The 25,526-nt window shown below is 57.0% G+C and carries 20 protein-coding genes; 6 read left to right on the top strand and 14 right to left on the bottom strand.

The window, feature by feature from the left end; genetic code table 11:
• Positions 1 to 936 (bottom strand): 23S rRNA (adenine(1618)-N(6))-methyltransferase RlmF, encoded by a 936-nt coding sequence (rlmF, locus tag B1H58_RS00590; protein ID WP_085067493.1) that lies wholly within the window; start codon positions 934 to 936, stop codon positions 1 to 3.
• A 124-nt stretch (positions 937 to 1,060) separates the two neighbouring features.
• Here rlmF and B1H58_RS00595 point away from each other — a divergent pair, with 124 nt between their 5' ends.
• Together B1H58_RS00595 and B1H58_RS00600 are read left to right on the top strand one after the other, a co-directional pair.
• Complete coding sequence (locus tag B1H58_RS00595) at positions 1,061 to 1,693, top strand: flavin reductase family protein (protein WP_085067494.1); 633 nt, start codon at positions 1,061 to 1,063, stop codon at positions 1,691 to 1,693.
• Positions 1,694 to 1,929: 236 nt separating this feature from the next.
• Entirely contained in the window at positions 1,930 to 3,099 is a 1,170-nt protein-coding gene (locus B1H58_RS00600; protein WP_085067495.1) for a M20 aminoacylase family protein, read from the top strand.
• A 7-nt stretch (positions 3,100 to 3,106) separates the two neighbouring features.
• On the opposite strand, the gene ybiB is transcribed toward B1H58_RS00600, so the two are convergent.
• The 3 genes from ybiB to B1H58_RS00615 all read right to left on the bottom strand — a co-directional run bounded on the left by ybiB (position 3,107) and on the right by B1H58_RS00615 (position 6,915).
• A complete protein-coding gene (gene ybiB, locus B1H58_RS00605) occupies positions 3,107 to 4,075 on the bottom strand; it encodes a DNA-binding protein YbiB (protein WP_085072200.1) in 969 nt (322 codons plus the stop codon).
• Positions 4,076 to 4,078: 3 nt separating this feature from the next.
• A complete protein-coding gene (gene dinG, locus B1H58_RS00610) occupies positions 4,079 to 6,253 on the bottom strand; it encodes an ATP-dependent DNA helicase DinG (RefSeq protein ID WP_085067496.1) in 2,175 nt (724 codons plus the stop codon).
• Positions 6,254 to 6,396: 143 nt separating this feature from the next.
• A complete protein-coding gene (locus B1H58_RS00615) occupies positions 6,397 to 6,915 on the bottom strand; it encodes a GNAT family N-acetyltransferase (protein ID WP_085067497.1) in 519 nt (172 codons plus the stop codon).
• Positions 6,916 to 7,103: 188 nt separating this feature from the next.
• On the opposite strand from B1H58_RS00615, the gene B1H58_RS00620 reads away from it, so the two are divergent.
• Positions 7,104 to 7,838, top strand: a complete 735-nt coding sequence (locus tag B1H58_RS00620; RefSeq protein ID WP_085067498.1) for a MerR family transcriptional regulator — start codon at positions 7,104 to 7,106, stop codon at positions 7,836 to 7,838.
• Positions 7,839 to 8,005: 167 nt separating this feature from the next.
• On the opposite strand, the gene B1H58_RS00625 is transcribed toward B1H58_RS00620, so the two are convergent.
• The 8 genes from B1H58_RS00625 to B1H58_RS00660 form a co-directional block, all read right to left on the bottom strand.
• Positions 8,006 to 8,740 (bottom strand): ABC transporter permease, encoded by a 735-nt coding sequence (locus B1H58_RS00625; protein WP_085067499.1) that lies wholly within the window; start codon positions 8,738 to 8,740, stop codon positions 8,006 to 8,008.
• The gene (locus B1H58_RS00630; RefSeq protein ID WP_085067500.1) at positions 8,737 to 9,672 is read right to left on the bottom strand and encodes an ABC transporter ATP-binding protein; all 936 of its coding nucleotides are present in this window, start codon (positions 9,670 to 9,672) and stop codon (positions 8,737 to 8,739) included. Before B1H58_RS00630 ends, B1H58_RS00625 begins: the two co-directional genes overlap by 4 nt.
• Positions 9,669 to 10,832, bottom strand: a complete 1,164-nt coding sequence (locus B1H58_RS00635; RefSeq protein ID WP_085072201.1) for an ABC transporter permease — start codon at positions 10,830 to 10,832, stop codon at positions 9,669 to 9,671. The genes B1H58_RS00630 and B1H58_RS00635 overlap by 4 nt, the downstream gene beginning before the upstream one ends.
• Positions 10,833 to 10,849: 17 nt before the next feature.
• A complete protein-coding gene (gene osmF / locus B1H58_RS00640; RefSeq protein WP_085067501.1) occupies positions 10,850 to 11,770 on the bottom strand; it encodes a glycine betaine ABC transporter substrate-binding protein OsmF in 921 nt (306 codons plus the stop codon).
• 115 nt (positions 11,771 to 11,885) lie between these two features.
• Positions 11,886 to 12,449 (bottom strand): isopentenyl-diphosphate Delta-isomerase, encoded by a 564-nt coding sequence (idi, locus tag B1H58_RS00645; protein WP_085067502.1) that lies wholly within the window; start codon positions 12,447 to 12,449, stop codon positions 11,886 to 11,888.
• Between the two features lie 160 nt (positions 12,450 to 12,609).
• A complete protein-coding gene (locus tag B1H58_RS00650) occupies positions 12,610 to 14,505 on the bottom strand; it encodes a methyl-accepting chemotaxis protein (protein ID WP_085067503.1) in 1,896 nt (631 codons plus the stop codon).
• A 163-nt stretch (positions 14,506 to 14,668) separates the two neighbouring features.
• Positions 14,669 to 15,778, bottom strand: coding sequence for a suppressor of fused domain protein (locus B1H58_RS00655; protein WP_085067504.1), 1,110 nt, complete (start codon positions 15,776 to 15,778; stop codon positions 14,669 to 14,671).
• Between the two features lie 89 nt (positions 15,779 to 15,867).
• Positions 15,868 to 16,740, bottom strand: a complete 873-nt coding sequence (locus B1H58_RS00660) for an oxygenase MpaB family protein (protein ID WP_085067505.1) — start codon at positions 16,738 to 16,740, stop codon at positions 15,868 to 15,870.
• Positions 16,741 to 16,996: 256 nt separating this feature from the next.
• On the opposite strand from B1H58_RS00660, the gene B1H58_RS00665 reads away from it, so the two are divergent.
• Both B1H58_RS00665 and B1H58_RS00670 read left to right on the top strand, forming a co-directional pair.
• Positions 16,997 to 17,488, top strand: a complete 492-nt coding sequence (locus B1H58_RS00665) for a YciE/YciF ferroxidase family protein (RefSeq protein WP_085067506.1) — start codon at positions 16,997 to 16,999, stop codon at positions 17,486 to 17,488.
• A gap of 302 nt (positions 17,489 to 17,790) precedes the next feature.
• On the top strand, positions 17,791 to 18,540 hold the full coding sequence (locus B1H58_RS00670; protein ID WP_085067507.1) for an SDR family oxidoreductase: 750 nt from the start codon (positions 17,791 to 17,793) through the stop codon (positions 18,538 to 18,540).
• Between the two features lie 107 nt (positions 18,541 to 18,647).
• Here B1H58_RS00670 and bglX read toward each other — a convergent pair whose 3' ends face one another.
• Positions 18,648 to 20,945, bottom strand: coding sequence for a beta-glucosidase BglX (bglX, locus tag B1H58_RS00675; protein WP_085067508.1), 2,298 nt, complete (start codon positions 20,943 to 20,945; stop codon positions 18,648 to 18,650).
• Positions 20,946 to 21,233: 288 nt separating this feature from the next.
• Between bglX and dld the strand changes: the two genes are divergently transcribed.
• On the top strand, positions 21,234 to 22,973 hold the full coding sequence (dld, locus tag B1H58_RS00680) for a D-lactate dehydrogenase (RefSeq protein ID WP_085067509.1): 1,740 nt from the start codon (positions 21,234 to 21,236) through the stop codon (positions 22,971 to 22,973).
• A 48-nt stretch (positions 22,974 to 23,021) separates the two neighbouring features.
• Here the strand turns inward: dld and B1H58_RS00685 are convergent, their stop codons facing one another.
• Positions 23,022 to 25,463 (bottom strand): DUF3772 domain-containing protein, encoded by a 2,442-nt coding sequence (locus B1H58_RS00685; RefSeq protein ID WP_085067510.1) that lies wholly within the window; start codon positions 25,461 to 25,463, stop codon positions 23,022 to 23,024.
• Positions 25,464 to 25,526: the final 63 nt, after the last annotated feature.

The raw sequence follows: 25,526 nt of genomic DNA on the forward strand, positions 1-25,526 counted from the left end.
TCAGGGTCGCGGCTTCATCAGTCGCGTCCGCGCCGCGCTCTCCTGAAAGGTCCAGGCGATAAAGCGGCTCTGCTTCTGCCCCTGCGCCATATCCACAATTCGTACTTCGTGCGCGCCTGCGTCGGTTAATGCCTGGCGCAGCGCAGGCAGATGCTCCCGGCGTGACACCAGCGAGGTGAACCATATTACCTGGCGCGCATAACTCACGCTTTCGCTGATCATCTGACCAATAAAGGCTTTTTCACCGCCTTCGCACCACAGCTCCGCCTGCTGGCCGCCAAAATTGAGCGGCGCATCTTTCGACAGGCCCAGATTACGCACCTTGCGGGCGCTACCTTCCGCAGCCTGCTCGCTGGAGGTGTGGAACGGCGGATTACAGACCACGGCGTGATAGAACTCATTTTTATGAATAATGCCCTGGAACATCCGATCGCTGTTTGGCTGACGACGCAGGCGAATGGCGCGACGCAGTGTCGGGTTAGCCTCCAGGATCGCCCCGGCGGCCTTCATTGCCTGCGCGTTCACTTCAGAACCGGTAAAGCGCCAGCCATACTCACGAAAACCAATCAGCGGATAGATGCAGTTCGCGCCGCAACCGATATCCAGCACGTTAATATCGCGCGGCACCTGCTGTGCATTATCCTGCGCCAGCAGATCGGCCAGCCAGTGCAGATAATCTGCACGTCCCGGCACCGGCGGACACAAAAAGCCATCCGGGATATCCCAGCTGTGGATCTGATAAAAATATTTTAGCAGTGCCTGGTTCAGTGTTTTCACCGCCTGCGGATCGGCAAAATCGATCGAGCTGTCGCCGCGCGGTGTGGTGACAATAAAGGGCTGCAGCGGCGGATGGGCCGCGCTCAGCGCAGCAAAATCATAGCGCTCGCGATGACGGTTTCGGAGATGCAGTTGGTTTTTAGTGGCGGGCTGTTTCATCAGACTCTCTCTTGGGTAACGGCGCGTAAGATACCCGCTCCGGAAAAAACCGTAAACAATTGAGGTGCATTTTTTCACGCCGAAGCGGCTAAGATGAAGCTGTCGCTTAACTCTGAGGATAATTATGTCTCGTCAACGTTACTCCTATCAACCACGTGCGGGCCACGGTCTGCCGCACGATCCCTTTAATGCAATCGTTGCGCCGCGCCCTATCGGCTGGATCAGTTCACTCAGCGCTGCTGGCGTACGCAACCTGGCTCCCTATAGCTTTTTTAACAGCTTTAACTATCAGCCGCCGATTATTGGTTTCGCCAGCCTTGGTAAAAAAGACAGCTTGCGCAATATCCTGGAAACCAAAGAGTTCGTCTGGAATCTGGTCACGCGCCCGCTGGCGGAAGCGGCCAATGAAAGCTCCGCTTCGGTGGCGCAGGAGGTGGATGAGTTTATGTTAGCGGGCGTGACGCCCATCAGCGGCGATCTGGTCAGGGCGCCGATGGTGGCGGAAAGTCCGGTTAACTTTGAGTGCCGCCTGACGCAGCATCTGCAGTTACAGAATGCCGACGGCGCGCCGCTGGATAGCTGGCTGATCCTCGGCGAGGTGGTTGCGGTACATATTGATGATACGCTGCTGGAAGAGGGCATTTATCAGACCAGCAAAGCGCAACCGGTTCTACGCGCCGGTGGCCCCAGCGCCTGGTACGGCATCAGCGAAGCCCAGCGCTTTGAGCTGCAACGCCCGGACGCACGCAAAAAGTAACCCGCCCAGCGCCGCACGTCCCTTACTGGCATCGCCACACTGGCGGAATGAATCGGCTGGATCCGGCGGAAGAGATCTTTCTGCATGAATATTTCGCGGTTCCCGAACAGCGCCGCGATTTAGCCATTAAATAACTACGACTGTTTTACGTCGCGACCGATAGACTGCATCGGCTCTCTCTTCTAGAGTGAAGTTATTCGCTGCGCAAAGAGGCGCGGCCCGAAGAGAGGACCGTTATGAGTTTACCCGCAGCGTTAATTGAAGAGGCGGTGCAATGGCGCCGTCAGCTGCACGCTCAGCCAGAGCTGGGCTACCAGGAACAGCAGACTGCCCATTTTGTTGCCGAACAGCTACGCAGTTTTGGCTTACAAGTCGCGACCGGCATCGCCAAAACCGGCGTCATTGGCACGCTGGAGTGCGGCCCTGGCCCCACGATTGGCCTGCGCGCCGATATGGATGCTTTACCCCTTACGGAACGGGGAGATAAGCCCTGGCGATCGCAGCGATCCGGCGCAATGCACGCCTGCGGTCACGATGGTCATACCGCCATTTTGCTGGCCAGCGCGAAGTGGCTGGCGCAGACACGCCGCTTCAGCGGCACGGTGCATTTTATTTTTCAGCCTGCCGAAGAAAATCTGGGCGGCGCACGTCAAATGGTGGAGGAAGGGCTGTTCCGGCGCTTCCCGATGGATGCCGTTTATGCGCTGCACAACTGGCCTGGTCTGCCGTTAGGCACGCTGGCTGTCAACGATGGCGCAATGATGGCCTCCCTCGATTCGTTTGAAATTACTCTTACCGGCAAAAGCTGCCACGCCGCTATGCCGGAATGCGGTGCCGATCCCATTGTAGCGGCGGCCCAGCTGATTCTGGCGTTGCAAACGATTCCTGCGCGTCGGCTGTCACCGCTGGCCTCTTCCGTGGTCAGCGTTACCCAGATCCAGGGCGGAGAAGCCATTAATGTGATCCCGGAGGCGGTGACGCTGCGCGGAACCGTGCGCTGTTTACAAAGCGAGGTCAGGGAGAAAGTACGCGGGCTTATCGGGTCGTTTGTGGAGGTTCTGCCGCAGCCGCTGGGAGTAGAGGGAACGATTTGCTGGTATCCCGGCTATCCGGTGACACAAAATCATGCTCTGCCCGCCGCCCGCGTGCGCGAGGCGGCTATCGGGCTGTTCGGCGCGGAACAGGTACGCTGGCAGGTGGATCCCTCAATGGCGTCAGAAGATTTCGCCTGCATGCTGGAAGCCTGCCCCGGCGCCTATTTCTGGCTCGGTGCCGATGGCGATACGCCGTCCCGTGCGCTGCATAACGCCAGCTATGACTTTAACGATGCGCTGATTGAACCGGCTGTCGCCTTCTGGCAGCGGCTGGTTGAGAGCCATTTGCCGCTGCCGATAAATCAACGCTAGCGTCGGTTCAGTAGCCCGCCGCCGTCAGCGCCGCCACGCCCTCATCCAGCGAGGCGCTGCGGCCACTGGCCAGATAGCAGCAGGCGATCTGCAGCCGTAATGATTGCGGTACCGGACGGGATTTTTCCAGCACCTGCTGGATCCAGGCGGCAGTGACCGTCGCCTCTTTGCTTTCCGGCAGATCGCAGGTGCACTCCGGCTGACGCGCCACCAGCTCCTGCGGTTCCGCCGCCGCACCGTGGATAAGGTTAATAGCGGGGCAGCGCAGCGGGTTAGCGTAAACTTCCCCTTCCGTGCCGTTCAGGAGTAATGCCCTGCCGCCCTGCGCGCTGAAAAATTTTGCCACGCGCGGAATATATTCTGGGTGGGAAACGCTGGCGAAACGCAGCGCTGCATCCTCATCAAAAGGAGTAATCAGCTTAGCCAGCGTGTGTGCGCTGTTACGCACGCCCAGACGCCAGCGCAGCCCCAGCTGTTTGGCCAGCGGCGCACAGAGATTATCTACGGTGATAAACACCGGCTCGCCCTGCTCCAGTTTCGCCTGCGCACTTTGCGCATCGCTGACGGCAGCAACGCCAAGCGCCTGGAAAACCGTCTCGCTGGTCACGCGCGTGGCATCGTCGCTGACGCCATGTACCACTACCGGAAAGCCAAGACGCGAGAGCAGCAGCGCCAGCAGCGGCGTCAGATTGCCCTGACGGCGTGCGCCGTTGTAGCTGGGGATCACGATGGGCAGCGGCTTGCCCGCCGGTGGCGTCAGCGAAAGCACTCGCTCCTGTACGGCGCGATAGAAACCGGTCATTTCCGCCTCGCCTTCCCCTTTGATACGCATCGCAATCAGCAGCGAACCCAGCTCCAGATCCGGCACTTCGTCGTTAAGCATGGCGCGATAAAGTTGATACGCGCTCTCTTCATCCAGATCGCGCGCATGGTTTTTGCCACGGCCTACTTCTTTAATCAGTTTGTTGTACTGCAACATTTAATGCTTTTCCTTTTTTCGACGCCGCGCCGCCGGTTCGGGCCCGGGTTTGCGGGTGCTTACCGGCGCTATAGTGCCTTCAGGCATCGGCGGCTGCTCTATGGGAAAAACCGGCAGGGCTTTTAACAGGCGCGCACCGTATGTTTTGGTGATCAGCCGCCGATCGTAAATCACAATTTCACCAAAGCACTGATGGCTTCGGATCAATCTTCCCACCTGCTGGATCAGGCTAAATGAGGCGCTGGGCAGACTTTGCACCTCAAACGGGTAGCGCTTCAGGCTCTTCAGCCACTCCCCTTCGGTTAAAATTACCGGACTGTCCACCGGTGGAAAAGCGATTTTGTGAATATGTACCTGAGAAAGCAGCTCGCCTTTTAAATCCAGCCCTTCAGCAAAAGATTGCAGGCCCACCAGCACGCTTGCCTCGCCCTGCTCTACCCGCTTGCGATGCAGCTCTACCAGCCGGTAGCGCGGCTGATCGCCCTGCACCAGCAGCATCAGCCGCAGATCGCTCAGGTGCGTCAAAAACTGCTGCATGGCGCGGTTGCTGGCAAACAGCACCAGCATGCCTTTGTGCTGCCCCGCTTTCACCTGATGGCGAAAGAAATGAGCCATTTCAGCGATATGCTGCGCCTCATTTGCCATCAGCGGCTCAAAGCGCATCTGAGGGATAATCAGCTTGCCTTGCTCAACATGATTAAACGGCGAGCCGAGCGCCACAAAGCGATCGCCCACCTTTTCGTTAAGCCCGGAAAGTTCCTGTAATCGGTTAAAGCTGTTCAACGATTGCAGCGTTGCCGACGTCAGCACCACATGCGGCACTTTTCGCCACAGCAGCTTTTCCAGCTGTTCACTAACGCGAATACCGGCGCAGTGGAAAAAGAGGTGTGGCTGGCCTTCCCGCAGCTCGCGGCTGACCCATTTCGAAACCGGCGCGCCGGAGGCCTGCTCCATCGACGCCAGCCGCCACAGTTTGCTGATGCTTTCAAACCAGCCGAAAGCGCGGTTCATCTGCAACATCGTGCGGTGCAGGCGCACCACATCGTATTGTCCGCTCTTTTCGCTGAGATCGTTTAACAGCCCTTCCGCCAGCCCGCGCAGACCGTCGCTCAGTTTGAAAAGGCGGGCGCATAAGGTTTGCATCTCTTCCGGCAGTTGCCCCATTTCAAAGCGATGCTCACCTTCCTGCGGCTCCGGCGGCAGCCACAGCGCCAGAATGCGCGTCAGGCTGGCAAGATGTTCGCGCCATTCGTCACAGTGGGTTTTTAACCGCTCGGGATTTGCCAGCGGCGGCGGTGATTTTGGCCGAAACTGCGCCATACAGGTTTCCACCAGGCGCACAAACAGATCAAGTTGCAGGCTGGTCCAGGCGGCGGTGATGTCAGCGCTGGTTTCCAGCGCATCGCGCGCTACCTCCGGCAGATGATGGCCTTCATCCAGCACCAGCAGCAAATGTTTCGCCGGTGGCAGCACCGATTCGCTCTCCAGCGCCGCCATCACCAGCGCATGGTTAGCCACCACCACGTCCGCCTGCTCGATCTCCCGCCGGGCGACAAAAAAGGGACATTCGCGATACCAGTGGCAGTTGCGCGCCAGGCAGTTAGCCTTATCGGTGCTTAAGCGCTGCCAGAGCGTATCGTCGATCGCCTCTTCGCAGTGATCGCGCAGGCCGTCCCACTGATGCCGATCCAGCGACTTTTCCAGTTTGGTACAGAGCTTGCGCTCATCTTTGTTGGCCACCAGATTGTCATCAAGAAACAGCAGCAGATCGCCCTGCTTTTCGCTGTCGGTCGCCAGCGCGTTCAGGTTACGCGGGCAAACATAGCGCCCGCGCCCAAAGGCGGCGGTGAATTTCAGATCGGGGATAATTTTTCGCAGCAGCGGCAGATCTTTACTAAAAATCTGATCCTGCAGCGCGACGTTCGCGGTGCTAATCACCAGCGGTTTCTCTTCGGCACGGCCAACGGCAATGCCCGGGATCAAATAGGAAAGGGTTTTGCCCACTCCGGTCGGCGCTTCGATCGCCAGATGACGCCCATCGTCTCCGGCTAGGGTTTTTGCCACTTCGGCAATCATCTGCCGCTGCGGCGCGCGTGGGATAAAATCGGGAACCTGCTGCTGCAGCGCTTTATACCATTCGCCAATCTGCGCTTTTAACGCTGCGGTTAATGCCATCTTGCTCTCTTCCTGCGTTGATAACCTGTATTTTTACACAGTATGACGCTGGCGTCAGCCGCTTATCGATGAATATGGAAGAGCGCTTCCGGCATTGATGCGCCCACTACAGCGGGCGTAGCATTCAGCCGCAAAGCGTAAAATCAGGCCAGCCGCTTATACATCACGGTGGTAGCATCCATCGCACCTTCCGTTGACTGCGCGTAATAAGGAATAGCTCCGGCCACTTCCCAGCCCAGCGACAGATAAAGCAGGCTGGCGATATCACCGCTGCGGGTATCCAGCACCATCAGGCTGCGCCCTGCCTGTTTAACCAGTTGCTCCGCCCGCTCCATCAACTCACGCGCAATGCCTTGCCGCCGCGCCGCCGGATGTACCAGCAGCTTGCTGATTTCAGCGCGATGGCGTCCGTTGGGCATCATATTCCATAACACCATCACCGTGGCGACAATCCGTTGTTGCTGACGCGCCACCAGCAACAGCCGATCGCCCTGTTCGAGGCCGTTAAAATTATCCTGCCAGAAATTTCTCATTACCTGTCGATCGTCGGGATCGATAAATCCCACGCTGGCACCTGCGCTGACACACCCCTGCAGAACATCAGTTAATGCTTCCAGCTCGTTTATCGCCTGTTGCCGATTAATAATCTGATATTCAATCATCTTTGCTCCACCAGTAAACATTATGCGTCCGCCGCGCAAAAGGATCGCTAACAGCACTCGGACCTCTGAGAGTTACCGGCTTTGCGGCCTGGATCAAGTTGTACAACTAAAAAAACTATGTACACGTTAACTCAGCTCCGCTAAGGTTAACGCAGATAATGTATTTAAAATGCAAGTTGAGGCAGTCAATGGCCCTGTACAGCATCGGTGATGTCGCCGAACGCTGTGGTATTAATCCTGTAACGTTACGCGCATGGCAGCGTCGCTATGGGCTGCTTAAGCCACAGCGCACCGAAGGCGGGCATCGACAGTTTGATGAAGAAGATGTTCAGCGTATCGAAGAGATCAAGCGCTGGATAGAGAGCGGCGTGCCGGTAGGCAAAGTTAAATCGCTGCTGGAAGGCGAAAATATTGATACGCATGACGGCTGGCTGGCGTTGCAGGAAGAGGTAATGAGCGTGCTGCGGCACGTTCGTCCGGCGAAACTACGGGCTAAAATCGCCAATATCGGTCGTGAGCATCCTGTTGATGCGTTAATTGATCATGTGTTTGTGCCGGTTCGTCAGCGGCTTGGGCTTGATCAAAACACGGCGAAAACCATGTGCAGTCTGCTGGATGGCGCCCTGATCGATTATGTCGCTTTTTACCTGAGCAGCGCGCGTAAAAAGGCGGGAAAGGATGCGCTGCTGATTGGTTGGGGGGTGGAAGACCGCACCCGTATCTGGCTGGAAGCCTGGCGTTTGTGTCAGCAGGGCTGGCGTGTCGACGTGCTGGCAGAACCGCTGGATAACCCCCGCCCGGAGCTGTTTCCGGGTCAGCAAATTTTTGTCTGGACGGGTAAAAAACTGACCCGTCGACAAGCAGAGCAGTTTACTCACTGGCATGAGCAGGGCTTCTCAATCAGCCTGCATGGGCCGAATTAAAAATGGCGTAAATTGCCTGGTCGCCAGGCACGGATCGGGTTATGATCCGCTCTCTTGTTTGATCGTTACAGGCAGTAGTATGAACTGGCAAAAATTTCTGGTTGGCACCCTGTTTTTCATTATGGCCGTCGGCGGTACCGGCGGCCTGATGCTGGTGGGCTATACCATTATCTTACATTCCCGCTAAAGCAGCGCTGCAGGCGCTCAAACAGCCGGTCCACCACCAGTGCCAGTAGCGCCACCAGCAACGCTCCCTGAATCACATACGCCGTATTAAACCCGCTCAGGCCGATAATAATCGGCGATCCCAGGCTTTTCGCGCCTACCGTAGAGGCGATGGCGGCGGTGCCAATATTGATGATCGCCGAGGTGCGCATCCCGGAGATAATTACCGGCGCAGCCAGCGGCAGCTCCACACGGGTTAAACGCTGCCAGTTGCTCATCCCGACCCCCTGCGCCACTTCTTTAACGCTGGAGGGCACCGATTCGATCCCGGCCAGGGTGCCTTGCAGCACAGGTAAAATTCCATACAGCATCAGCGCGATAATCGCTGGCTGCTCGCCAAAGCCGATTACCGGCACGGCCACCGCCAGCACCGCTACCGGCGGAAAGGTTTGCCCGGCGGCAGCCAGCGTCTCCACCAGCGGACGAAACTCCTGCCCGGCACGGCGCGTCACGGCAATACCTGCGCCCAGCCCTGTCAACGCCGCGCCCAGGCTGGAGATCGCCACCAGTTGCACATGCGCCAGCGCCAGCTGGAAAAAACTCTCTTGCTGATAGACCGGGCGTTCCAGCCCGGGGAACCAGTGGGCGAAAAGCGGCCCGCTCAAGGGCATCAACAACAGCAGCGCGATAAAAAGCGCAATCAGCCACAGCAGCGGATCGCGCGTTAGCCGTTTCATGCACCCTCCCGCTGACGCAGCAGATCGCTGAAGTGCAGCACGCCCAGCGGCACGCCCTGCGCATCGGTTACCGGTAGCTTATCGGTTTGTCGGGCGATAAACAGCGAGAGTGCCTCACGTAACGAAATCGCCGCCGACACCGGCTCCTCCTCCAGCCATTCGCCGCGCCTGGCCGCGCTGCCCGCGTTACCCAACGAGAGCAGGCGCACGCCCAGCTCGCTGCGGCCAAAAAAGTCACGGACAAACTCATTGGCGGGACGGGTTAACAACTCGATCGGCCTGCCCTGCTGTACGATGCGTCCGTTATCCATCAGCACAATGTTATCCGCCAGCGTCAGCGCCTCATCAATATCATGCGTTACCAGCACAATGGTACGTCCGGAAAGCCGATGAATGCGCAACATCTCCTGCTGCAGCGCGCCGCGCGTGACCGGATCAAGCGCGCCGAACGGCTCATCCATCAGTAACACCTCAGGATCGGCCGCCAGCGCCCGCGCTACGCCCACCCGCTGCTGTTGCCCACCGGAAAGCTGATGCGGATAGCGCTGACGCAAGCCCTCATCCAGGTTAAGCAGCGCCAGCAGCTCACTTATTCGCGCCTGTCTCTTCGCCTGCGGCCACTTCAGCAATCCCGGTACGGTGGCGATATTTTTTTCAACCGTCCAGTGTGGAAACAGCCCAATCGACTGGATGGCATACCCCATTCGTCGCCGCAGCGTTTGCGGGTTAAAGCTACGGATCTCTTCGCCGGCAAACAGAATGGTCCCTTCATCATGCTCAATCAGCCGGTTAATCATTTTCAGCGTGGTGGATTTACCTGAGCCGGAGGTGCCAATCAGCACGGTAAATTCTCCGGCGGCGACATGCAGATTGATGCCATCCACCGCCGCCTTACCGGCAAAGTATTTGCTCACCTGGTTAAATTGAATCATAAGGCGTTCCTTTGCAGCAGGGAGATAACGATTTTAAACAGCGTATCCACCAGCACCGCCAGGGCGATAACCGGGATCACGCCCAGCAGCACCAGTTCCAGCGCGCTGCTGAGTAATCCCTGAAAAATAATTGCGCCGAAGCCGCCTGCGCCAATCAGGGCGGCGATAACGGCCAGGCCAACGGTCTGAATGGTCACTACACGCAGGCCGCTAAGCAGCACCGGCAACGCCAGCGGGATCTCTACCTGCCAGAAGATTTGCGCCTGCGACATGCCCATGCCGCAGGCGCTTTCGCGCACGCCCGCCGGCACCTGTTGCAGCCCCGCCACCAGGCTGCGCACCAGCGGCAGCAGCGCATACAGCACCAGCGCAATCAGCGCCGGTGCAAGACCGATGCCGCTAACGCCAAGCCGGCCCAGCCAGGGAAAATGCGCCGCCAGCCCTGCCAGCGGCGCGATCAGCAAGCCGAACAGCGCTACCGACGGCACGGTCTGGATAATATTCAGCACGGAGAAAATCACGCTCTGCCAGCGTGCGCGCCGATAGCAGATCAGGCCCAGCGGGATGCCAATAAGCAGCGCCGGCAACAGCGTCGCCGCCAGCAGCAGCAGATGACGCGCCAGCGCCTGGTCAAACACCTCCTGACGGTTGGCATACTCTTTCAGCAGCGAGAGCTGATCGAGCTGTCCGCCGAACAGCAGCGCCAGCAACGGTAGCCAAACCTGAGCATTCAACAGCAGCCGCCACGGCACGCTGCGCGTCAGGCGCGTCACGCTGTCTGCGGCAATCAGCAGGCAAAGCGCGATAGCCGCCCACAGTCCGCTGCCGAAACCGGTACGCGCCAGCGCGCTGCTCTGCCCGGCCAGCATTTGCGCCGCGTGGCCGCCAAGCGCCACCAGCAGGGTGAGCAGAATTTCGCTTAGCGCCAGCGTCAGGATCAGCGTTGGACGATTCAGCGGCTGCCAGACCAGCAGCAACAGAAGCGGAAGAATCAGCAGGATCAGCCAGCTCACCCCCTGCAGCAGTTCAGTCAGCATCACCGGCTGGCCCGACACCAGCCGGTTCGGTGCAAAACTGGCGAAGGGTAAAAGAAACAGCGCTGCAATCAGCAGCGCGGTCAGCAGCAGCAGTACGCGATTACGGGGGATCAAACGCCGCATGGTTTCGTTGCTGTGAATTACAGCAGTTTTTGCTGTTGCAGCCATTCAGCGGCCACCTTTTTCGCATCCTGCCCTTCAACGGCAATTTTGGCGTTCAGCGACTGCAGGGTTTTTTCATCCAGGGCGCTAAATACCGGTTTCAGCCAGGCGGCGATTTCCGGGTACTGTTTCAGCGCTGCGGCACGGATCACCGGCGCGGGCGCGTAGATCGGCTGGACGCCTTGAGGATCGCTTAATGTTTGCAGCCCCAGCGCCGCCACCGGTCCGTCAGTACCGTAGGCCATCGCCGCATTCACGCCGGAAGTTTGCTGCGCCGCCGCCTTGATAGTGACGGCCGTATCGCCGCCCGCCAGTGACAGTAGCTGGTCCTGACTGAGCTTAAAGCCATACGCCTTTTCAAAAGCAGGCAGCGCATCGGCACGTTCGATAAATTCGGCAGAGGCGGCCAGCTTAAAGGTGCCGCCCTGCTTAAGGTAGCGGCTGAGATCGGCCAGCGAAACAAGCTGGTTTTTCTGCGCCAAATCACCGCGTACCGCAATAGTCCAGGTATTGTTAGCCGGTGCGGGCGTCAGCCAGACCAACTGATTTTTCTGCTCGTCCAGCGTCCTGACTTTTTCATAGCCCGCCTGCGCATTTTTCCATGCCGCATCGCCAGCCAGATTAAAAAAGAACGCGCCGTTGCCGGTATATTCAGGATAAATATCCAGCTCGCCGGCGGTTATCGCACCGCGCACCACCTGCGTATTGCCCAACTGAATTTTATTTACCGTTGGCACGCCATGCTTATTCAGCACCTGCAAAATAATGTTGCCCAACAGCGAGCCTTCCGTATCGATTTTCGAGCCGACGCGCAGCGGATCGGCAGACTGTGCGGTGCCAGACAGCGTCATCAGGGCGGCAAAGAGCAGTATGCCGCGACGCGCAGTAGCAAAAGCCATGGCAGTTTTCCTTTTCAGCAAAGTGAGTCTGTCAAAGCGTAGCGCAAATGTATGCAGTACGAAAATAAAACGGCCTGTGATGGCCCGGCTGGGTGCGGCGATGGGCTGCTCTGATCTACCCATTGGATGCGGCAGGCTTTAGCTGGTCCGCATGCTGAATAAAGCGCGTTAGCTGCGCGGGAATGCGGGCAAACGTATATAAAAACCAGGGAGTAAAGCGGGCAGGATCGTGTGTTATCTCCTGTTGAATGGCTTCCAGCGAAAGCCAGCGACAGGCATCCGCCTCTTCAGGATTGAGCTGTGGCTGGGCGTCGCTAATGGCAAAAAAGACATGCCCATATTCATGCTCGGTCAAACCGTTACTTAACGGCAGGTTATAGCTCAGTTCAAACATCGCCGTCAGGGTTAAATCAAGCCCCATCTCTTCCCGCAAACGCCGTTCGGCGGCATGCTGAGTGGGTTCCGAAGGATAAGGATGGCCGCAACAAGTATTGCTCCACAGGCCGCCGCAGTGATATTTAGCGCTGGCGCGGCGTTGCAGCAACAGCTGATGTTGAGGATTAAAGACGTAAACGGTTACCGCGCGATGCAGTAACCCTTTTTCATGCACTTCCTGTTTTTCCATTATGCCGACAGGGCGATCAAGAGGATCAACAAGGATAACTTCAATAGCGGACATACGGGCTCCTTCAGACTAATCCCAGCTATTGTGGCATAACCACTTGCTCTTTAGCCGCAAAAAAGTCCCGCGTATTCATCAGAATATGTACAAAAAAGTAACCTGATTTACTCCTTCGCTCCGCTGCCCGATTGCACAGCGGAGCCTGTGGATTTATCGCTTACAGTTTGAAACGGGTTACTACCTGCTCCAGCTGAACGCTCTGCTCTTCCATTGCCTGAGCGGCAGCGGAAACCTGCTCAACCAGGGAGGCGTTCTGCTGCGTGGTGTTATCCAGTTGGTTGATCGCCACGTTAACCTGTTCAATTCCCATGCTCTGTTCGCGGCTGGAAGACATGATTTCGCTCATCAGTGTCGTCACGCTGCTGACGCCCTGCATCAGTTCATCCATGGTGCGGCCCGCTTCATTGACCAGCTGGCTGCCCGCATCGATATTTGCCACCGACGTCTCAATCAGTTTTTTAATCTCACGCGCCGAGTTGGCCGAACGCTGCGCCAGATTACGTACTTCGCTGGCAACCACCGCGAAGCCGCGCCCCTGCTCACCGGCTCGCGCTGCTTCTACCGCCGCGTTCAGCGCCAGGATATTAGTCTGGAAGGAGATACTGTCAATCACACTGATAATATCCACCACTTTACGTGAGGAAGCGTCAATTTCGCCCATGGTGGCCACCACCTGTCGTACCACGCCGGTACCGCGCTCCGCCACTTTCGCGGCTTCGCCCGCCAGCTGGTTGGCGTGGGTGGCGTTATCAGCATTCTGACGCACAGTGCCGGTTAACTCTTCCATCGACGCCGCAGTTTGCACAATAGAGCTGGACTGCTCTTCCGTACGTGCCGAGAGATCAAGGTTGCCGCTGGCGATCTGGCGCGAGGCGGAGGTAATAGCCAGCGCGCTGTCACCGACCTGCCGCATCAGCCCCTGCAGATAGCTAATAAACTGGTTAAAGCTCTCTGCCACGGCGTTAAATTCCGGGCTGTTACTGGCTGGCAGACGCTGGGTTAAATCGGCCCCGCCAGTGGATAAGGCCTGGATATTTTCGTTAAGCAGGCTCAGGCGCTTCATCATGCTGCGAATAAAGCCCAGCAGCACCAGCAACAGCACAATAGCTAACGGGATCTGAACCATGCCCAGGCGCGTCATCATTGAGTGGGTCTGCTGCGTCAGCAGGCTGGTCGGCACATCGCTGGCCAGATACCAGGGGCTTCCGGCGATCTGCTGAACAAACAGCGTGCGGTCGCCCTCTTCGCTCTGATACTGGCTCTCTACCGGCTCTTTCCCGGCATTGGCCAGCAGCGTCTTCAGCGGCGCAGCCATCGGCAGGGAAAGCTCATTGAGATATTGCAGTTTCGGCGTACCCTCCGCCAGCGCTGCGTTGCCAACGACTTTGCCATCGGCTTCTACGATCAGCACGCGTCCCTGAATCGCCTCACCCATCTCTTTCGCCAGGTGGTTAAAGAACCCCAGCGTCACGTCAATGGTGGCAACGCCCCAGGCTGCGCCGTTGCGATAGATCGCCATGGCGCAGTTGGTACGCGGCTGCGGGCTGGCGGCATCCTGATAGGCGTTAGCCCAGGCGCACTCTCCTTTGCTGGCAGCAAGACCGGCTTTATACCACGGCTGTTCATAGTAGCGATCCGCCTCTGGTGAGTTCCAGAAGGTGTTTACCTGTAGCTGATTGCTGGCGTCACGGGCAAAGAAGGTGCTGAATTTTTCCCGGTCTGCGGCACGCATGTTCGGCAACGGCCAGATGCCGCCGCCAAAGACGTTGCTGTCATTATATTGATTAACCAGCGCCGGCAGCAGGCTGTCGATAGCGGCGCTATCCAGTACGCTGGCCGCTTCGGTAATGGTGCGTTGCTGAGCCTGAACCCGGTTCATCTGTTCGATAATCCGGGCCGCAAGCGTATCAACTTCGTAGCGCACCAGGCGCTCTTCATTGGTTTTTAATTGTGGAGCAACAAAAAGATTGATGACCACCACGGTGATTGCCATCAATAACAGAAAAAATGCCACGATCGCCGCGGTAAAGCGTGCCTGCGTTGTTTTTATCATGTTCACACCACATAACAGGAAGGGCCATATTGCCCTTCTCGTGTTAACGGCATGTAACTATTTTACTTGAGGCGATCGCTATCACAATTTACAAATCTTCTCTCTGGTCAGAGAAAGTAGTAACAGCCAGCGGTGGCGGGCATCACCACAACAGACGCAGCCATTATGTTTCCTGTTCAACCACCTGCTGGCGCGGCCGGAAGATATGATTCGCGCCATGCTGCAACAGACGCGTAACCAGTAGAATACCGCCCTGGTCATCCGCCTGAGCAAAGGCCTGTTCGGCGGCCGTCACCGGCGTGGTCCACAATAAATTTACCCGCTCGCCTTCGCGTTTTGGCAAGGCAAACTGTCCGCCTTCCGCACCCAGCGTGGCAGAGAGCAAAAATCCTTCAAAGCCCACCGGCGCAACGGAAGAGGACAGCGTATGGCCCTCGCCCAGCCAGTTCAGGCTGCTCCAGGGATAGTGCGCATAGTTCGCCAGCGCGCTGGCCATCTGGATAGCATTATCTTCTGTCATTACTTCCGCATCGATCGCCGTCGCCAGTTCAGTGCGGCGATACTGCGGAGCCAGATCCTCATAGAGAAAATCTACCCACGGCATCGGACGGATGCACATACCAAGCGTGAAGAAATACCAGACGCCCTGATGATAATGTTGCGAAATCGCCATCGGCGGCCACTGGCCCTGGTCGATCGAGTAATATTTAAGCGACGGGCCGTAGTGTGATTCGTAGCACTGCAGCAGATCGTGCTCGACCGGCTGCCAGAGATGCCCGTCATGCCAGTCGCGCCAGAACTGGCGATGCGCCAGAGCCTGAGCGTAATAGTGGTTAGTTGATGCCGATCCCAGCGGCGCGGTCAGGCGATTCTCCTTGATGCAGCCTGCCGAGAAACTCACCTGTTTATTTTGATACAGGCTCCAGCCCGGGATCACCGCCAGCAGTTGCCCCTGATACCAGACCGCCGCGCCATCGTCGGTCGGCTCCCAGATGATTTGCAGACCGGCCGGATCAAGGGGCGGCTCAGCCTCCAGCGTGCGACAACAGTCGGCGCTTAACAGCGGCGCGATCCCCTGCTCTATGGCCGCGCTGTCTTCTTCAAATGGCGCGGGCAGCAGGTTACGCAGCCAGCAGCCGCGTACCGCAAAGCGGGAGCGAAACGGCTCGGTGGGCCAGATATAAAAATAGGCGGCCCGTTCGGTCTGTTCGATGATGGCGGTTAACGTCTGTTGCTGATTAGTCACCTCAGCAATCAACTGCGAATATGTCATAGTGCCTCAACGCAACGTGGAGGAATCCAGCTTCCCCGAGAATAGAGCAGGATCTCCCTTATTGCGACACAGCGGCAAGGGTAATAATCTCAAAAATCACGCCCCATGCGCCGCATTGCGCGCGGAAACGCGCCGTTACGCACCGACCAGCGTAGCATGAGTGCCAGTAAGCGGATGCGTCGATCGATAATGGCCTGACGCCGCGCGCTCAGGGTCAGATCGCTCATCTGCTGCGCCCAGTCGGGTAGCAGGCCCATGCCCGCTTCCATCAGCGTGCCCATAACCAGTTTTGCTGGTCTGCTGGGCGCGGGAGCCTGGCGCAGCAGCCTGATAACTTCGCGGGTGCGCGCGTCACAGCAGAGCCGGGGGCGCATCCGCTGCAGGTACTCCTCTACCGCCTGTACGCTTTTGGGCACCTGCTGCGCGCCCAGCGCCTCGGCAACCTGCGCCGCCTGTGCATAATAGAGATCGCGTTCAGCCAGGCTAAGCGCCGGGTTTTTATAACGCAGATGGCCCGCAAGAAAACAGCTGGCTTCGGCGACATGCACCCAGGTTAACAGCTCAGGATCGCTGGCCGCATAAGGATTGCCATAAGCATCGACGCCGTTAACCTGTAGATGGATACGCTTTACCCGTTCAATTAAGGTAAGCGCATCGGCACGGTTGCCAAAGGTAGTGACCGCGACAAACTGGCTGGTACGACGCAAACGTCCCAACATATCCTGGCGAAAGGATGAGTGATCCCAGACGCCTGCCAGTGCCGAAGGATGCAGCATTTGTAACAGCAACGCGCCAATGCCGCCGCACAGCATGGAGGTGAAGTCGCCATGCACCGGCCAGACCAGGCTCTCAGGGCCAAACAGCCCTGGATCGCCCGGCGGCTGGGAGAGATCGAACTCATTAAGTGACAGGCCGTTTACCCGGAAAACCTGCTTTTCAATGCGCCTGCGTAATAATTCCATTAAATATCCATTGTTTCTGTGCCTGCCGCTGCGTTCTGCAATAAACAAATACACTCTTTTACGCAGAATTACGTCTCTGGCAAGCACATGATTAATAAGATAAAAATTTAATAAGCAAAGTACAAATTAGCACAAACCTTTATCTTTCATCTGTTTGTAAGCGAAGCGCAGATTATTTGCCTGTTTTATCACCGTCTACCAGGCTTTTATGGCAACCGCAGCACACCAACACCTAATTAATAGGGAGATAAGCGTTATGACTATGCAATCGTTAAACGATCTGTTTGTTCATACTCTAAGCGATGTTTACAGTGCTGAAGTTCAGTTAACCAAAGCGCTGCCAAAAATGGCCGAGGCCGCCACTGAAACTCAACTTGCCGAAGGCTTTAGACAACACCTCGAGGAGACCAAAGGCCATATCGAACGCCTTGATCAGGTTATCCAGTCTCTCGACAATGTGGAAATGGAAAATGTTACCTGTGTAGCAATGGAAGGGCTGATCAAAGAAGGCGAGGAGATTATTCAGGAAGTGGAAGAAGGGCCGGTACGCGATGCAGGCCTGATTGTTGCCGCTCAGAAAGTCGAACATTATGAAATCTCCAGCTACGGTTCGCTGATGGCGCTGGCGAAAAATCTGGGCTACGACAATGTCGTCTCTATCCTGAAAAATACCCTGGATGAAGAAAAAGCGACTGATGAAAAACTCACCATGCTGGCTGAGCAACAGGTTAATCAGCACGCCGCCTGACGGCCTTAAGCGCGAAGTGATCTCATTAAGCGTTTTTAACAGAGCATAGATACCAGATAAGCCGATCGGTTGGCTGCCGATCGGTTTTTTTTGTGCCGGTTATCGTGATCCTGTCCCATGCGCATTCATTCCTTTTCATTCGTTGTGCCTGCGTCTCTCTGCACCTCCCTGTTGGCAATACTCAACTGAAGTGACACGATCCTTCGTCATAATATTTATCGCTATTGCCTTGCTGAGTTTGAACATTACATTAATGATGTTTATCACCAGAAAGCGATAAACAGGCGAATCGGACAGAACGAATGAAAAAACACATTACCTTAATTACCGGTGGCGATCGTGGTATTGGACGCGCCACCGCGCTGCTGTTGGCGCAAAAAGGCCATACGATCTGTATCGGCTATCGCAGCCAGCAGGCGCAGGCTGAAGAAGTGGTAGCGCTGATTCGGCGCGACGGTGGCAACGCCATTGCGGTTCAGGCGGATATTGCCGACGAGGAGCAGGTGATAGCGATGTTTCAGCAGGTTGACCGCGAGCTTGGCATGCTGACCGGTCTGGTGAACAACGCCGGCATTCTCAAATCACAGGCCACCATTGAGCAACTGGATGCGCAGCGCATCGCCTCCATTTTCGCCACTAACGTCAGCGGCAGTTTTATTTGCGCGCGCGAGGCGGTAAAGCGCATGGCGCTGCGTCACGGCGGCCAGGGCGGCGCGATTGTTAACGTCTCTTCCGCCGCCTCGCGGCTTGGCGCGCCCCATGAGTATGTCGACTATGCCGCCTCAAAAGGCGCCATCGATACACTGACCACCGGCCTGTCGCTGGAAGTGGCGGCGCAGGGCATCCGGGTTAACGCTGTGCGGCCAGGCTTTATTTATACCGGGATGCACGCCGATGGCGGCGAGCCCGGGCGGGTTGATCGGGTAAAAGAGAGTTTGCCAATGAAGCGCGGCGGCCAGCCCGAAGAGGTGGCGCAGGCGATCGCCTGGCTGCTGTCCGATGAGGCCTCATACATCACCGGCAGTTTTCTCGATATGGCGGGCGGCAAATAGACGTAAAAAAACCGACCCTGAAAGGTCGGTTTTAAACAGAGCCATATGCCTGCATCAGGCGTTGGTTGCCTGTAAGGCTGCAAGCGCCCTACCGCTGAGGCGCTGCGTTACAGGTAAGTGAATTCCGCATCCTGCGTTCTCACCGAATCCAGGCCAATCATCACTTTAAACTTGCCTGGCTCCGCTACCCACTGCATCTGCTGGTTCCAGAATTTCAGCGCTTCCACATCAATCGGGAAGGTCACGGTTTGTGACTCGCCTGCTTTCAGCATGATACGCTTAAAGCCGCGTAGCTCTTTTACCGGGCGGCTGATGCTGGCAACTTTATCGTTCAGATAGAGCTGCACCACCGTTGCACCGTCGCGTTTGCCGGTATTGGTTACCGTAACGCTGGCTTCAACCTTGCCATTATGCGGCATGGTCGATGAGGAGAGCTTCACCGGCGAGACGCTGAAGCGGGTATAGCTCAAACCGTAGCCAAAGGGATAGAGCGGCCCGTTAACCGCATCATAATAGTGCGAAGTATATTTGTTCGGTTTTGCTGAATTATAAGGACGGCCGGTTGGCAGATGATTGTAATAAATCGGGATCTGCCCCACCGAACGCGGGAAGGAGACCGGCAGCTTGCCTGACGGGTTATAGTCGCCAAACAGCACATCGGCGATAGCGTTGCCCCCTTCGGTGCCGCTAAACCAGGTTTCCAGCAGCGCATCGGCCTGCTGATCTTCACGCACCAGCGCCAGTGCGCGTCCGTTCATCAGCACCACCACCAGCGGTTTGCCGGTGGTTTTCAGCGCCGCCAGCAGCTTTTGCTGGCTCTCAGGCAGCGTCAGATCGGTACGGCTGGAGGCCTCATGCGCCATTCCCTGCGCCTCGCCCAGCGCCACCACCACCACATCCGCTTTTTTCGCCGTGGCCACCGCTTCGTCAATCATCTGCTGCGGCGTGCGGCTATCCACGCTTACCGCCTGCTCATAGAGGTTCAGAAAATCCTGGATCCCTTTATGATCGGTAATATTCGCGCCTTTGGCATACAGCAGCGTCGCCTTGTCGGCGGTGGCGTTTTTCATCCCCTGCAGCAGCGTTACCGACTGCTTCGCCACGCCCGCCGCCGACCAGCTGCCCATAATGTCGCGCTGGCTGTCCGCCAGCGGACCGATCAGCGCAATGGTGCCCGATTTTTTCAGCGGCAGCGTTTCCAGCCGGTTTTTCAGCAGCACAATACTTTTACGCGCCACTTCACGCGCATCTTCACGATGCAGGCGGCTTTCCGCATTGGTATCAGTCGGATCGCTGCCCTTCGGTCCTAAATGGCTGTAAGGATCGTTAAACAGCCCCATGTCATATTTCACGTTCAGCACATGGCGCGCCGCATCGTCGATCTCCTGCTGCGATACCACGCCGCGCTTCACCAGCCCCGGCAGATACTGGCTGTAGTAGACATCGCCCATGCTCATATCGATACCGGCTTTTAGCGCTACCCGTACCGCATCTTCAGGATCGCTGGCGACGCCATGTTTGATCAGCTCTTTAATCGCGCCATGATCGCTGATGGTAATGCCTTTGAATTTCCATTGATCGCGCAGCAGATCTTTCAGCAGCCAGCTGTTGGCGGTGGCCGGCATGCCGTTAATGGAATTCAGCGACACCATCACCCCGCCGCTGCCAGCGTCCAGCGACGCCTTATAGGGCGGCAAATAATCCTGGAACATGCGCTGCGGGCTCATATCCACGGTGTTATAGTCGCGGCCGCCTTCAATCGCGCCATACAGCGCGAAATGCTTAACGCTGGTCATCAGGGAATAGCGATCCGCCGGGCTTTTACCCTGCATCGCCTCAACCATGGTGCTGCCCATTTTAGAGGTCAGGAAAGTATCTTCGCCAAAGCCTTCTGAACCACGGCCCCAGCGCGGTTCACGCGTGACATCCACCATCGGTGCCCAGGTCATATTCAGGCCATCGTCTGCCGCCTCCCAGGCAGAGACGCGACCAACGCGGCTGACCGCATCCAGATCCCAGGTGGCCGCCAGGCCTAACGGGATCGGGAAAATGGTGCGTTGACCATGCACCACGTCATAGGCAAAGAATAACGGGATTTTCAGGCGGCTAAGCTGCATTACCTGATCCTGCATAACGCGAATATCGGGACGGGTAACGGTATTAAAAATCGCGCCGACCTGTCCTTTCTGGATCATGTCGCGGATCGATTCTTTTGGGTTGTCCGGTCCGACGCTAATCAGCCGCAGCTGACCAATTTTTTCATCCAGCGTCATTTTCGCCAGCAGATCGGTGACAAACGCATCGCGCGCTTCTGGCGTCATGGGATGTGGACCGAAAAGATCGTCAGCGAAGGCGGGCTGCACCGCCAGAGAAACAGCGAGACTCAGGGAGTAAATCCATTTCATCAGATTGGGCTCTCAACAAGAACGCGGAACGGGTTTTTTTACCCTAAATAGTTGGCGTTGCAGGCAGGCGGCCAGCGCGTAAATTCCGGGCGCTGATGCAAATCAGCGGCCGGGGTAAGCGAGCGCAGCCGACATACCTGCAGCGTGAAGTATGAAGGGTAATTAGTGCTACAGCAATAAGATAGCTACTGTGTGCAACAGCAAGAGAATAGCAGGTAGTTTTGCCGTTGAACGCTTTTGTGTCGGAGCTGCTACAGTAAATTTGACCCACATAACAGGACAATGGATATGCACCCTCATACTCAATCTGCCAGTCAAACCCTGATTAATGAACTGCGCCGTATCGTTGGCCGTAGTCATCTGCTGACCGATCCGCGTAAAACCGAACGCTATCGCAAAGGCTTCCGCTCTGGTCAGGGCGAGGCGCTGGCGGTGGTTTTTCCCGGCTCGCTGCTGGAGCTGTGGCGCGTGCTGAAGGCTGCGGTCGCGGCAGATAAAATTATTCTGATGCAGGCGGCGAATACCGGCCTGACCGAAGGCTCAACGCCGAACGGCAACAATTATGATCGCGACATTATTATTATCAGCACCCTGCGCATGGACCGTATTCAGCTGCTGGATAAAGGCAAGCAGGTGCTGGCATTTCCCGGCAGCACGCTGTTTCAACTGGAGAAAATCCTTAAGCCGCTGGGACGCGAGCCGCATTCAGTGATCGGCTCCTCCTGTATCGGCGCCTCAATCCTCGGCGGCGTGTGTAATAACTCCGGCGGCGCGCTGGTGAAACGCGGCCCGGCCTATACCGAAATGGCGCTTTACGCTCAGTTGGATGAGCAGGGGCAGTTAAAGCTGGTTAACCATTTGGGCATTGAGCTGGGCAGCACGCCGGAGCAGATTCTGGGGCGGCTGGATGATGAGACCTGGCGCGAGAGCGACGTGCGCCATGACTCCCGCCAGGCGTCCGATCACAACTACGTCGAGCGTGTGCGCGACGTAGAGGCAGACACGCCGTCGCGCTTCAACGCTGACGCCAGCCGCCTGTATGAAGCCTCCGGCTGCGCCGGCAAGCTGGCGGTATTTGCCGTACGGCTGGATACCTTTGAGGCGGAGAAAAAGCAGCAGGTCTTCTACATCGGCAGCAACGATACGGCGGCGCTGGAGGATATTCGTCGCCATATTCTGGCCCATTTTAAAAACCTGCCGGTGGCGGGCGAATATATGCATCGCGATATGTATGACATTGCCGAAAAGTATGGGAAAGATACCTTTATTATGATTGACCGGCTGGGCACCGATAAGATGCCGCGTTTCTTTACCTTGAAGGGACGTATCGATGCCATGCTGAGCCACATTCCGCTGTTCCGCCCCCATTTTACCGACCGCATGCTGCAAAAGCTGAGCGTGCTGTTTCCGACGCACCTGCCGAAAAAGATGAAAATCTGGCGCGACCGCTATGAGCATCATCTGATGTTGAAAATGTCCGGCGACGGCGTTGAAGAAGCGCGCCAGTTTTTAAAGGACTTTTTCCGCGAGGGCGGCGGCGACTATTTTGAATGCACCGATGAAGAGGGCTCGAAAGCCTTTCTGCATCGCTTTGCCGCAGCGGGCGCAGCGGTGCGCTATCACGCGGCGCATCATGATGAAGTCGAGGATATTCTGGCGCTGGATATTGCGCTGCGTCGTAACGATCGCGACTGGTTTGAGACGTTGCCGCCGGAGTTTGACGATAAGCTGGTGCATCGCCTCTACTATGGCCACTTTATGTGCCATGTGTTTCATCAGGATTACATCGTGAAAAAAGGCGTAGACGCGCACGCCCTTAAAGAACAGATGCTGGAGATCTTAAACCAGCGCGGCGCGGAATATCCGGCGGAGCATAATGTCGGCCACCTTTATCAGGCAAAGCCGCAGTTGAAAGCGTTCTATCAGCAGCTTGATCCCACCAATAGCTTTAACCCCGGCATTGGTAAAACCAGCAAACTGAAACACTGGGCGGACTGCGGCTGCGAGGCGCATCATCCGGCCGATTAAACGCCAAAAGGCCGCCGTTTCCATGCGAAAAGGCGGCCCTGGCGCGACTTAGCTCTGCTGCGGCTCTTTAACGACCATCTCACCATTCTTGCGCTCAATGATCATGGTTTGCGGGCGCGACAGCACGATGCCCTCTTTACGCAGGCGCGTCAGCAGATCGAACAGCAGATCGCTTTTCACGCTGCCAGTCTGCCGCTGGTTAGAGACGTTACCGGTCACGCTCAGCACAATTCCCTGCGGGGTAAGATCTTTGAAACTGACCGAAGGCTCCGGCGTATCCAGAATGCGTTCGTTTTCCTGATAGACCCCCAGTAAAATCTCCCGCACCTGCACCGGATCGATATCCAGCGGAAACGTCAGCGTAATGGTAACCACGCCCTGAGCATTACCCATGGTGGCGTTACGCACGTTCTGCGAGATCAGCTGCGAGTTCGGTACGATCACCGTAGACTTGTCGCCCAGCTGGATCTCCGTGGCGCGCACGTTGATGCGGCGAATATCGCCTTCAATCCCGCTGATGCTTACCAGGTCACCCACCTTCACCGGACGTTCAGTCAACAGGATCAGGCCGGAGATAAAGTTTTTCACAATCTCCTGCAGGCCGAAACCGATACCTACCGACAGGGCGCTGACAATCCAGGCCAGCTTGTTCCACTGCACGCCCATGGTTGAGAGCGTTAACAGAATAACCAGCACATAGCCGATATTACTGAACAGCGTTACCAGCGAAACGCGCATGCCGATATCCATGGTGGTTTTCGGCAGAAAATCGTTATCCAGCCAGCGACGCACCACGCGTAGCACATAGATGCCAATAACCATGCACAGCAGCGCATTGACCAGATGCGCAGGCACAATATTCAGCGATTCCAGGCCTTTGCCGCCCCAGAACTCCACCGCCTTTTGCAGCAGTTCAATCGGCGTCGAGGTGCCGAAAGTGCCGTTCAGCACCGCCACTACCGCAAACAGCAACAGAATGGTTTTTCCCAGCGCCGACAGCAGCGCCGCCGCCTGCGACAGATGCCGCTCATCGATATTCAGCGAGGTCTGCATCCGCTTGCCGGTCAGGCTATTTACCGACAGCAGCGTTTCGCAGCCATCGCTCACCAGATGGCTAAGGAAATAGTAAGCGCCGCAGACGATACCCAGCCAGACCAGCTCGTAACTAAGAAAGCGCGCCAGGGTAACGTAACCGATAATCAGCGACAGCATGATCGCCAGACCGATAAGCGTAATCGACATCTGAACCAGGCCGACTAAGGTGGATCGAGCCTCCGGCGTCTGCCCTTCCTGCACCAGACGACGACGTACGCGGCTGGAGCGGAAGCTGATAGAGAGCGCGGTAGCGCCGACCAGTAGCGCCGTCATGCCGTTTGCCAGAATGGTGGTGCCGACGCTGGTGCCAACGGTGGTATTCAGCGCTTCTACCGTCTGGAAAATAAATACCAGAAGCGCGGTCAGCGGCGGGTAGGGTTTCAGCGCCTGCGCCACCTCGTTGGAAATCGCTGGCAGTCGCCATGAAGGTCGGCGTGTCGACAGAAACGCCCGCCCCAGCCCGGCAATCAGGCCGCAAAACAGGCTGAGCTGCACCAGACGATCGGCAAAGCCCTGAACATCATCAGAAACTTCCTCGCGGCGGGTAAAGGCCTGGTCAAGAAAGTTAAACGCCAGCACCACCGCCACCAGCGTGGTCAGGGCGATCGCCGCTGCCAGGAAGCTGCGCCGCAGACGCCCTTCCGGCAACTTGTTAATACTGATCCACGCGAGGAACTCCTCTCCGTAGCGGCGGCCCAGCGTAGCGATAAGCACCGCTGCTACCAGCCACAGTACGGTGCCGAGCCGCCAACCCGGCTCCCAGGCCAGCGCCACGGTATCCGTCAACTCGTCACGGAAATTGGCCAGCTTCTCGCCGTCCAGCTGCTGCATACCAAACAGCGGCGCCCAGAAACGCGGACCAAAAATACTGCCAGAGTTCAATGCCAGCTGGGTTTTCAGATTATCGCGCCGCAGATTAACGATCTGCGCGCTGAGGTTAAGGGAGCCGCTTTTGATCGCCTCCGCCTGTTTAATCTGTTCGTCCAGCTTTTGCTTTTGATTTTCCAGCGTGCTTCGCTTGCGAGTGACTTCCGGCGTCTCTTTCACGCCGCTATCCGCTTTTGGCGCCGGACCTAATACTGCCAGCTGCGCCATTAACTGTTGCCGCTGCGGGATCAACGCCTGTCCCAGCGTATCGGCATTGCCCGACAGCTCCAGCGCCATCTCGTTGAGCTGGGAAAGCTGTGCGTCATTGGTTTCGCCGGAAACCTGCCCTTTGATTTTATCGAGGATTTTTTGCATTTTCGGCAGTTCTGCCGACGCATTTACCTTTACTACAGTCTCTTCACCTGCCGCCGCGCTATCCTCAGCGTTTTCCGCCGCGTGAATCACAAACGGCGCCATTACCAGCAGCGCCAGCAGGCTTGTGCGCATTAATCGTAACCACTTTGACATCGAAGGTCATTCCACTCTATTTCTGTTCCACGGCCTCGCCGCGATCGCGCGCCAGTTTATGCT

Origin of the sequence: Pantoea alhagi (assembly GCF_002101395.1) — a bacterium.
In the GTDB taxonomy this organism is placed as follows: Bacteria; Pseudomonadota; Gammaproteobacteria; order Enterobacterales; family Enterobacteriaceae; genus Mixta; species Mixta alhagi.

Coding starts and splice junctions, on each gene's coding strand:
- rlmF (WP_085067493.1), bottom strand. CDS start 936: ATGAAACAGCCCGCCACTAAAAACCAACTGCATCTCCGAAACCGTCAT.
- B1H58_RS00595 (WP_085067494.1), top strand. CDS start 1,061: ATGTCTCGTCAACGTTACTCCTATCAACCACGTGCGGGCCACGGTCTG.
- B1H58_RS00600 (WP_085067495.1), top strand. CDS start 1,930: ATGAGTTTACCCGCAGCGTTAATTGAAGAGGCGGTGCAATGGCGCCGT.
- dinG (WP_085067496.1), bottom strand. CDS start 6,253: ATGGCATTAACCGCAGCGTTAAAAGCGCAGATTGGCGAATGGTATAAA.
- B1H58_RS00615 (WP_085067497.1), bottom strand. CDS start 6,915: ATGATTGAATATCAGATTATTAATCGGCAACAGGCGATAAACGAGCTG.
- B1H58_RS00620 (WP_085067498.1), top strand. CDS start 7,104: ATGGCCCTGTACAGCATCGGTGATGTCGCCGAACGCTGTGGTATTAAT.
- B1H58_RS00625 (WP_085067499.1), bottom strand. CDS start 8,740: ATGAAACGGCTAACGCGCGATCCGCTGCTGTGGCTGATTGCGCTTTTT.
- B1H58_RS00630 (WP_085067500.1), bottom strand. CDS start 9,672: ATGATTCAATTTAACCAGGTGAGCAAATACTTTGCCGGTAAGGCGGCG.
- B1H58_RS00635 (WP_085072201.1), bottom strand. CDS start 10,832: ATGCGGCGTTTGATCCCCCGTAATCGCGTACTGCTGCTGCTGACCGCG.
- osmF (WP_085067501.1), bottom strand. CDS start 11,770: ATGGCTTTTGCTACTGCGCGTCGCGGCATACTGCTCTTTGCCGCCCTG.
- idi (WP_085067502.1), bottom strand. CDS start 12,449: ATGTCCGCTATTGAAGTTATCCTTGTTGATCCTCTTGATCGCCCTGTC.
- B1H58_RS00650 (WP_085067503.1), bottom strand. CDS start 14,505: ATGATAAAAACAACGCAGGCACGCTTTACCGCGGCGATCGTGGCATTT.
- B1H58_RS00655 (WP_085067504.1), bottom strand. CDS start 15,778: ATGACATATTCGCAGTTGATTGCTGAGGTGACTAATCAGCAACAGACG.
- B1H58_RS00660 (WP_085067505.1), bottom strand. CDS start 16,740: ATGGAATTATTACGCAGGCGCATTGAAAAGCAGGTTTTCCGGGTAAAC.
- B1H58_RS00665 (WP_085067506.1), top strand. CDS start 16,997: ATGACTATGCAATCGTTAAACGATCTGTTTGTTCATACTCTAAGCGAT.
- B1H58_RS00670 (WP_085067507.1), top strand. CDS start 17,791: ATGAAAAAACACATTACCTTAATTACCGGTGGCGATCGTGGTATTGGA.
- bglX (WP_085067508.1), bottom strand. CDS start 20,945: ATGAAATGGATTTACTCCCTGAGTCTCGCTGTTTCTCTGGCGGTGCAG.
- dld (WP_085067509.1), top strand. CDS start 21,234: ATGCACCCTCATACTCAATCTGCCAGTCAAACCCTGATTAATGAACTG.
- B1H58_RS00685 (WP_085067510.1), bottom strand. CDS start 25,463: ATGTCAAAGTGGTTACGATTAATGCGCACAAGCCTGCTGGCGCTGCTG.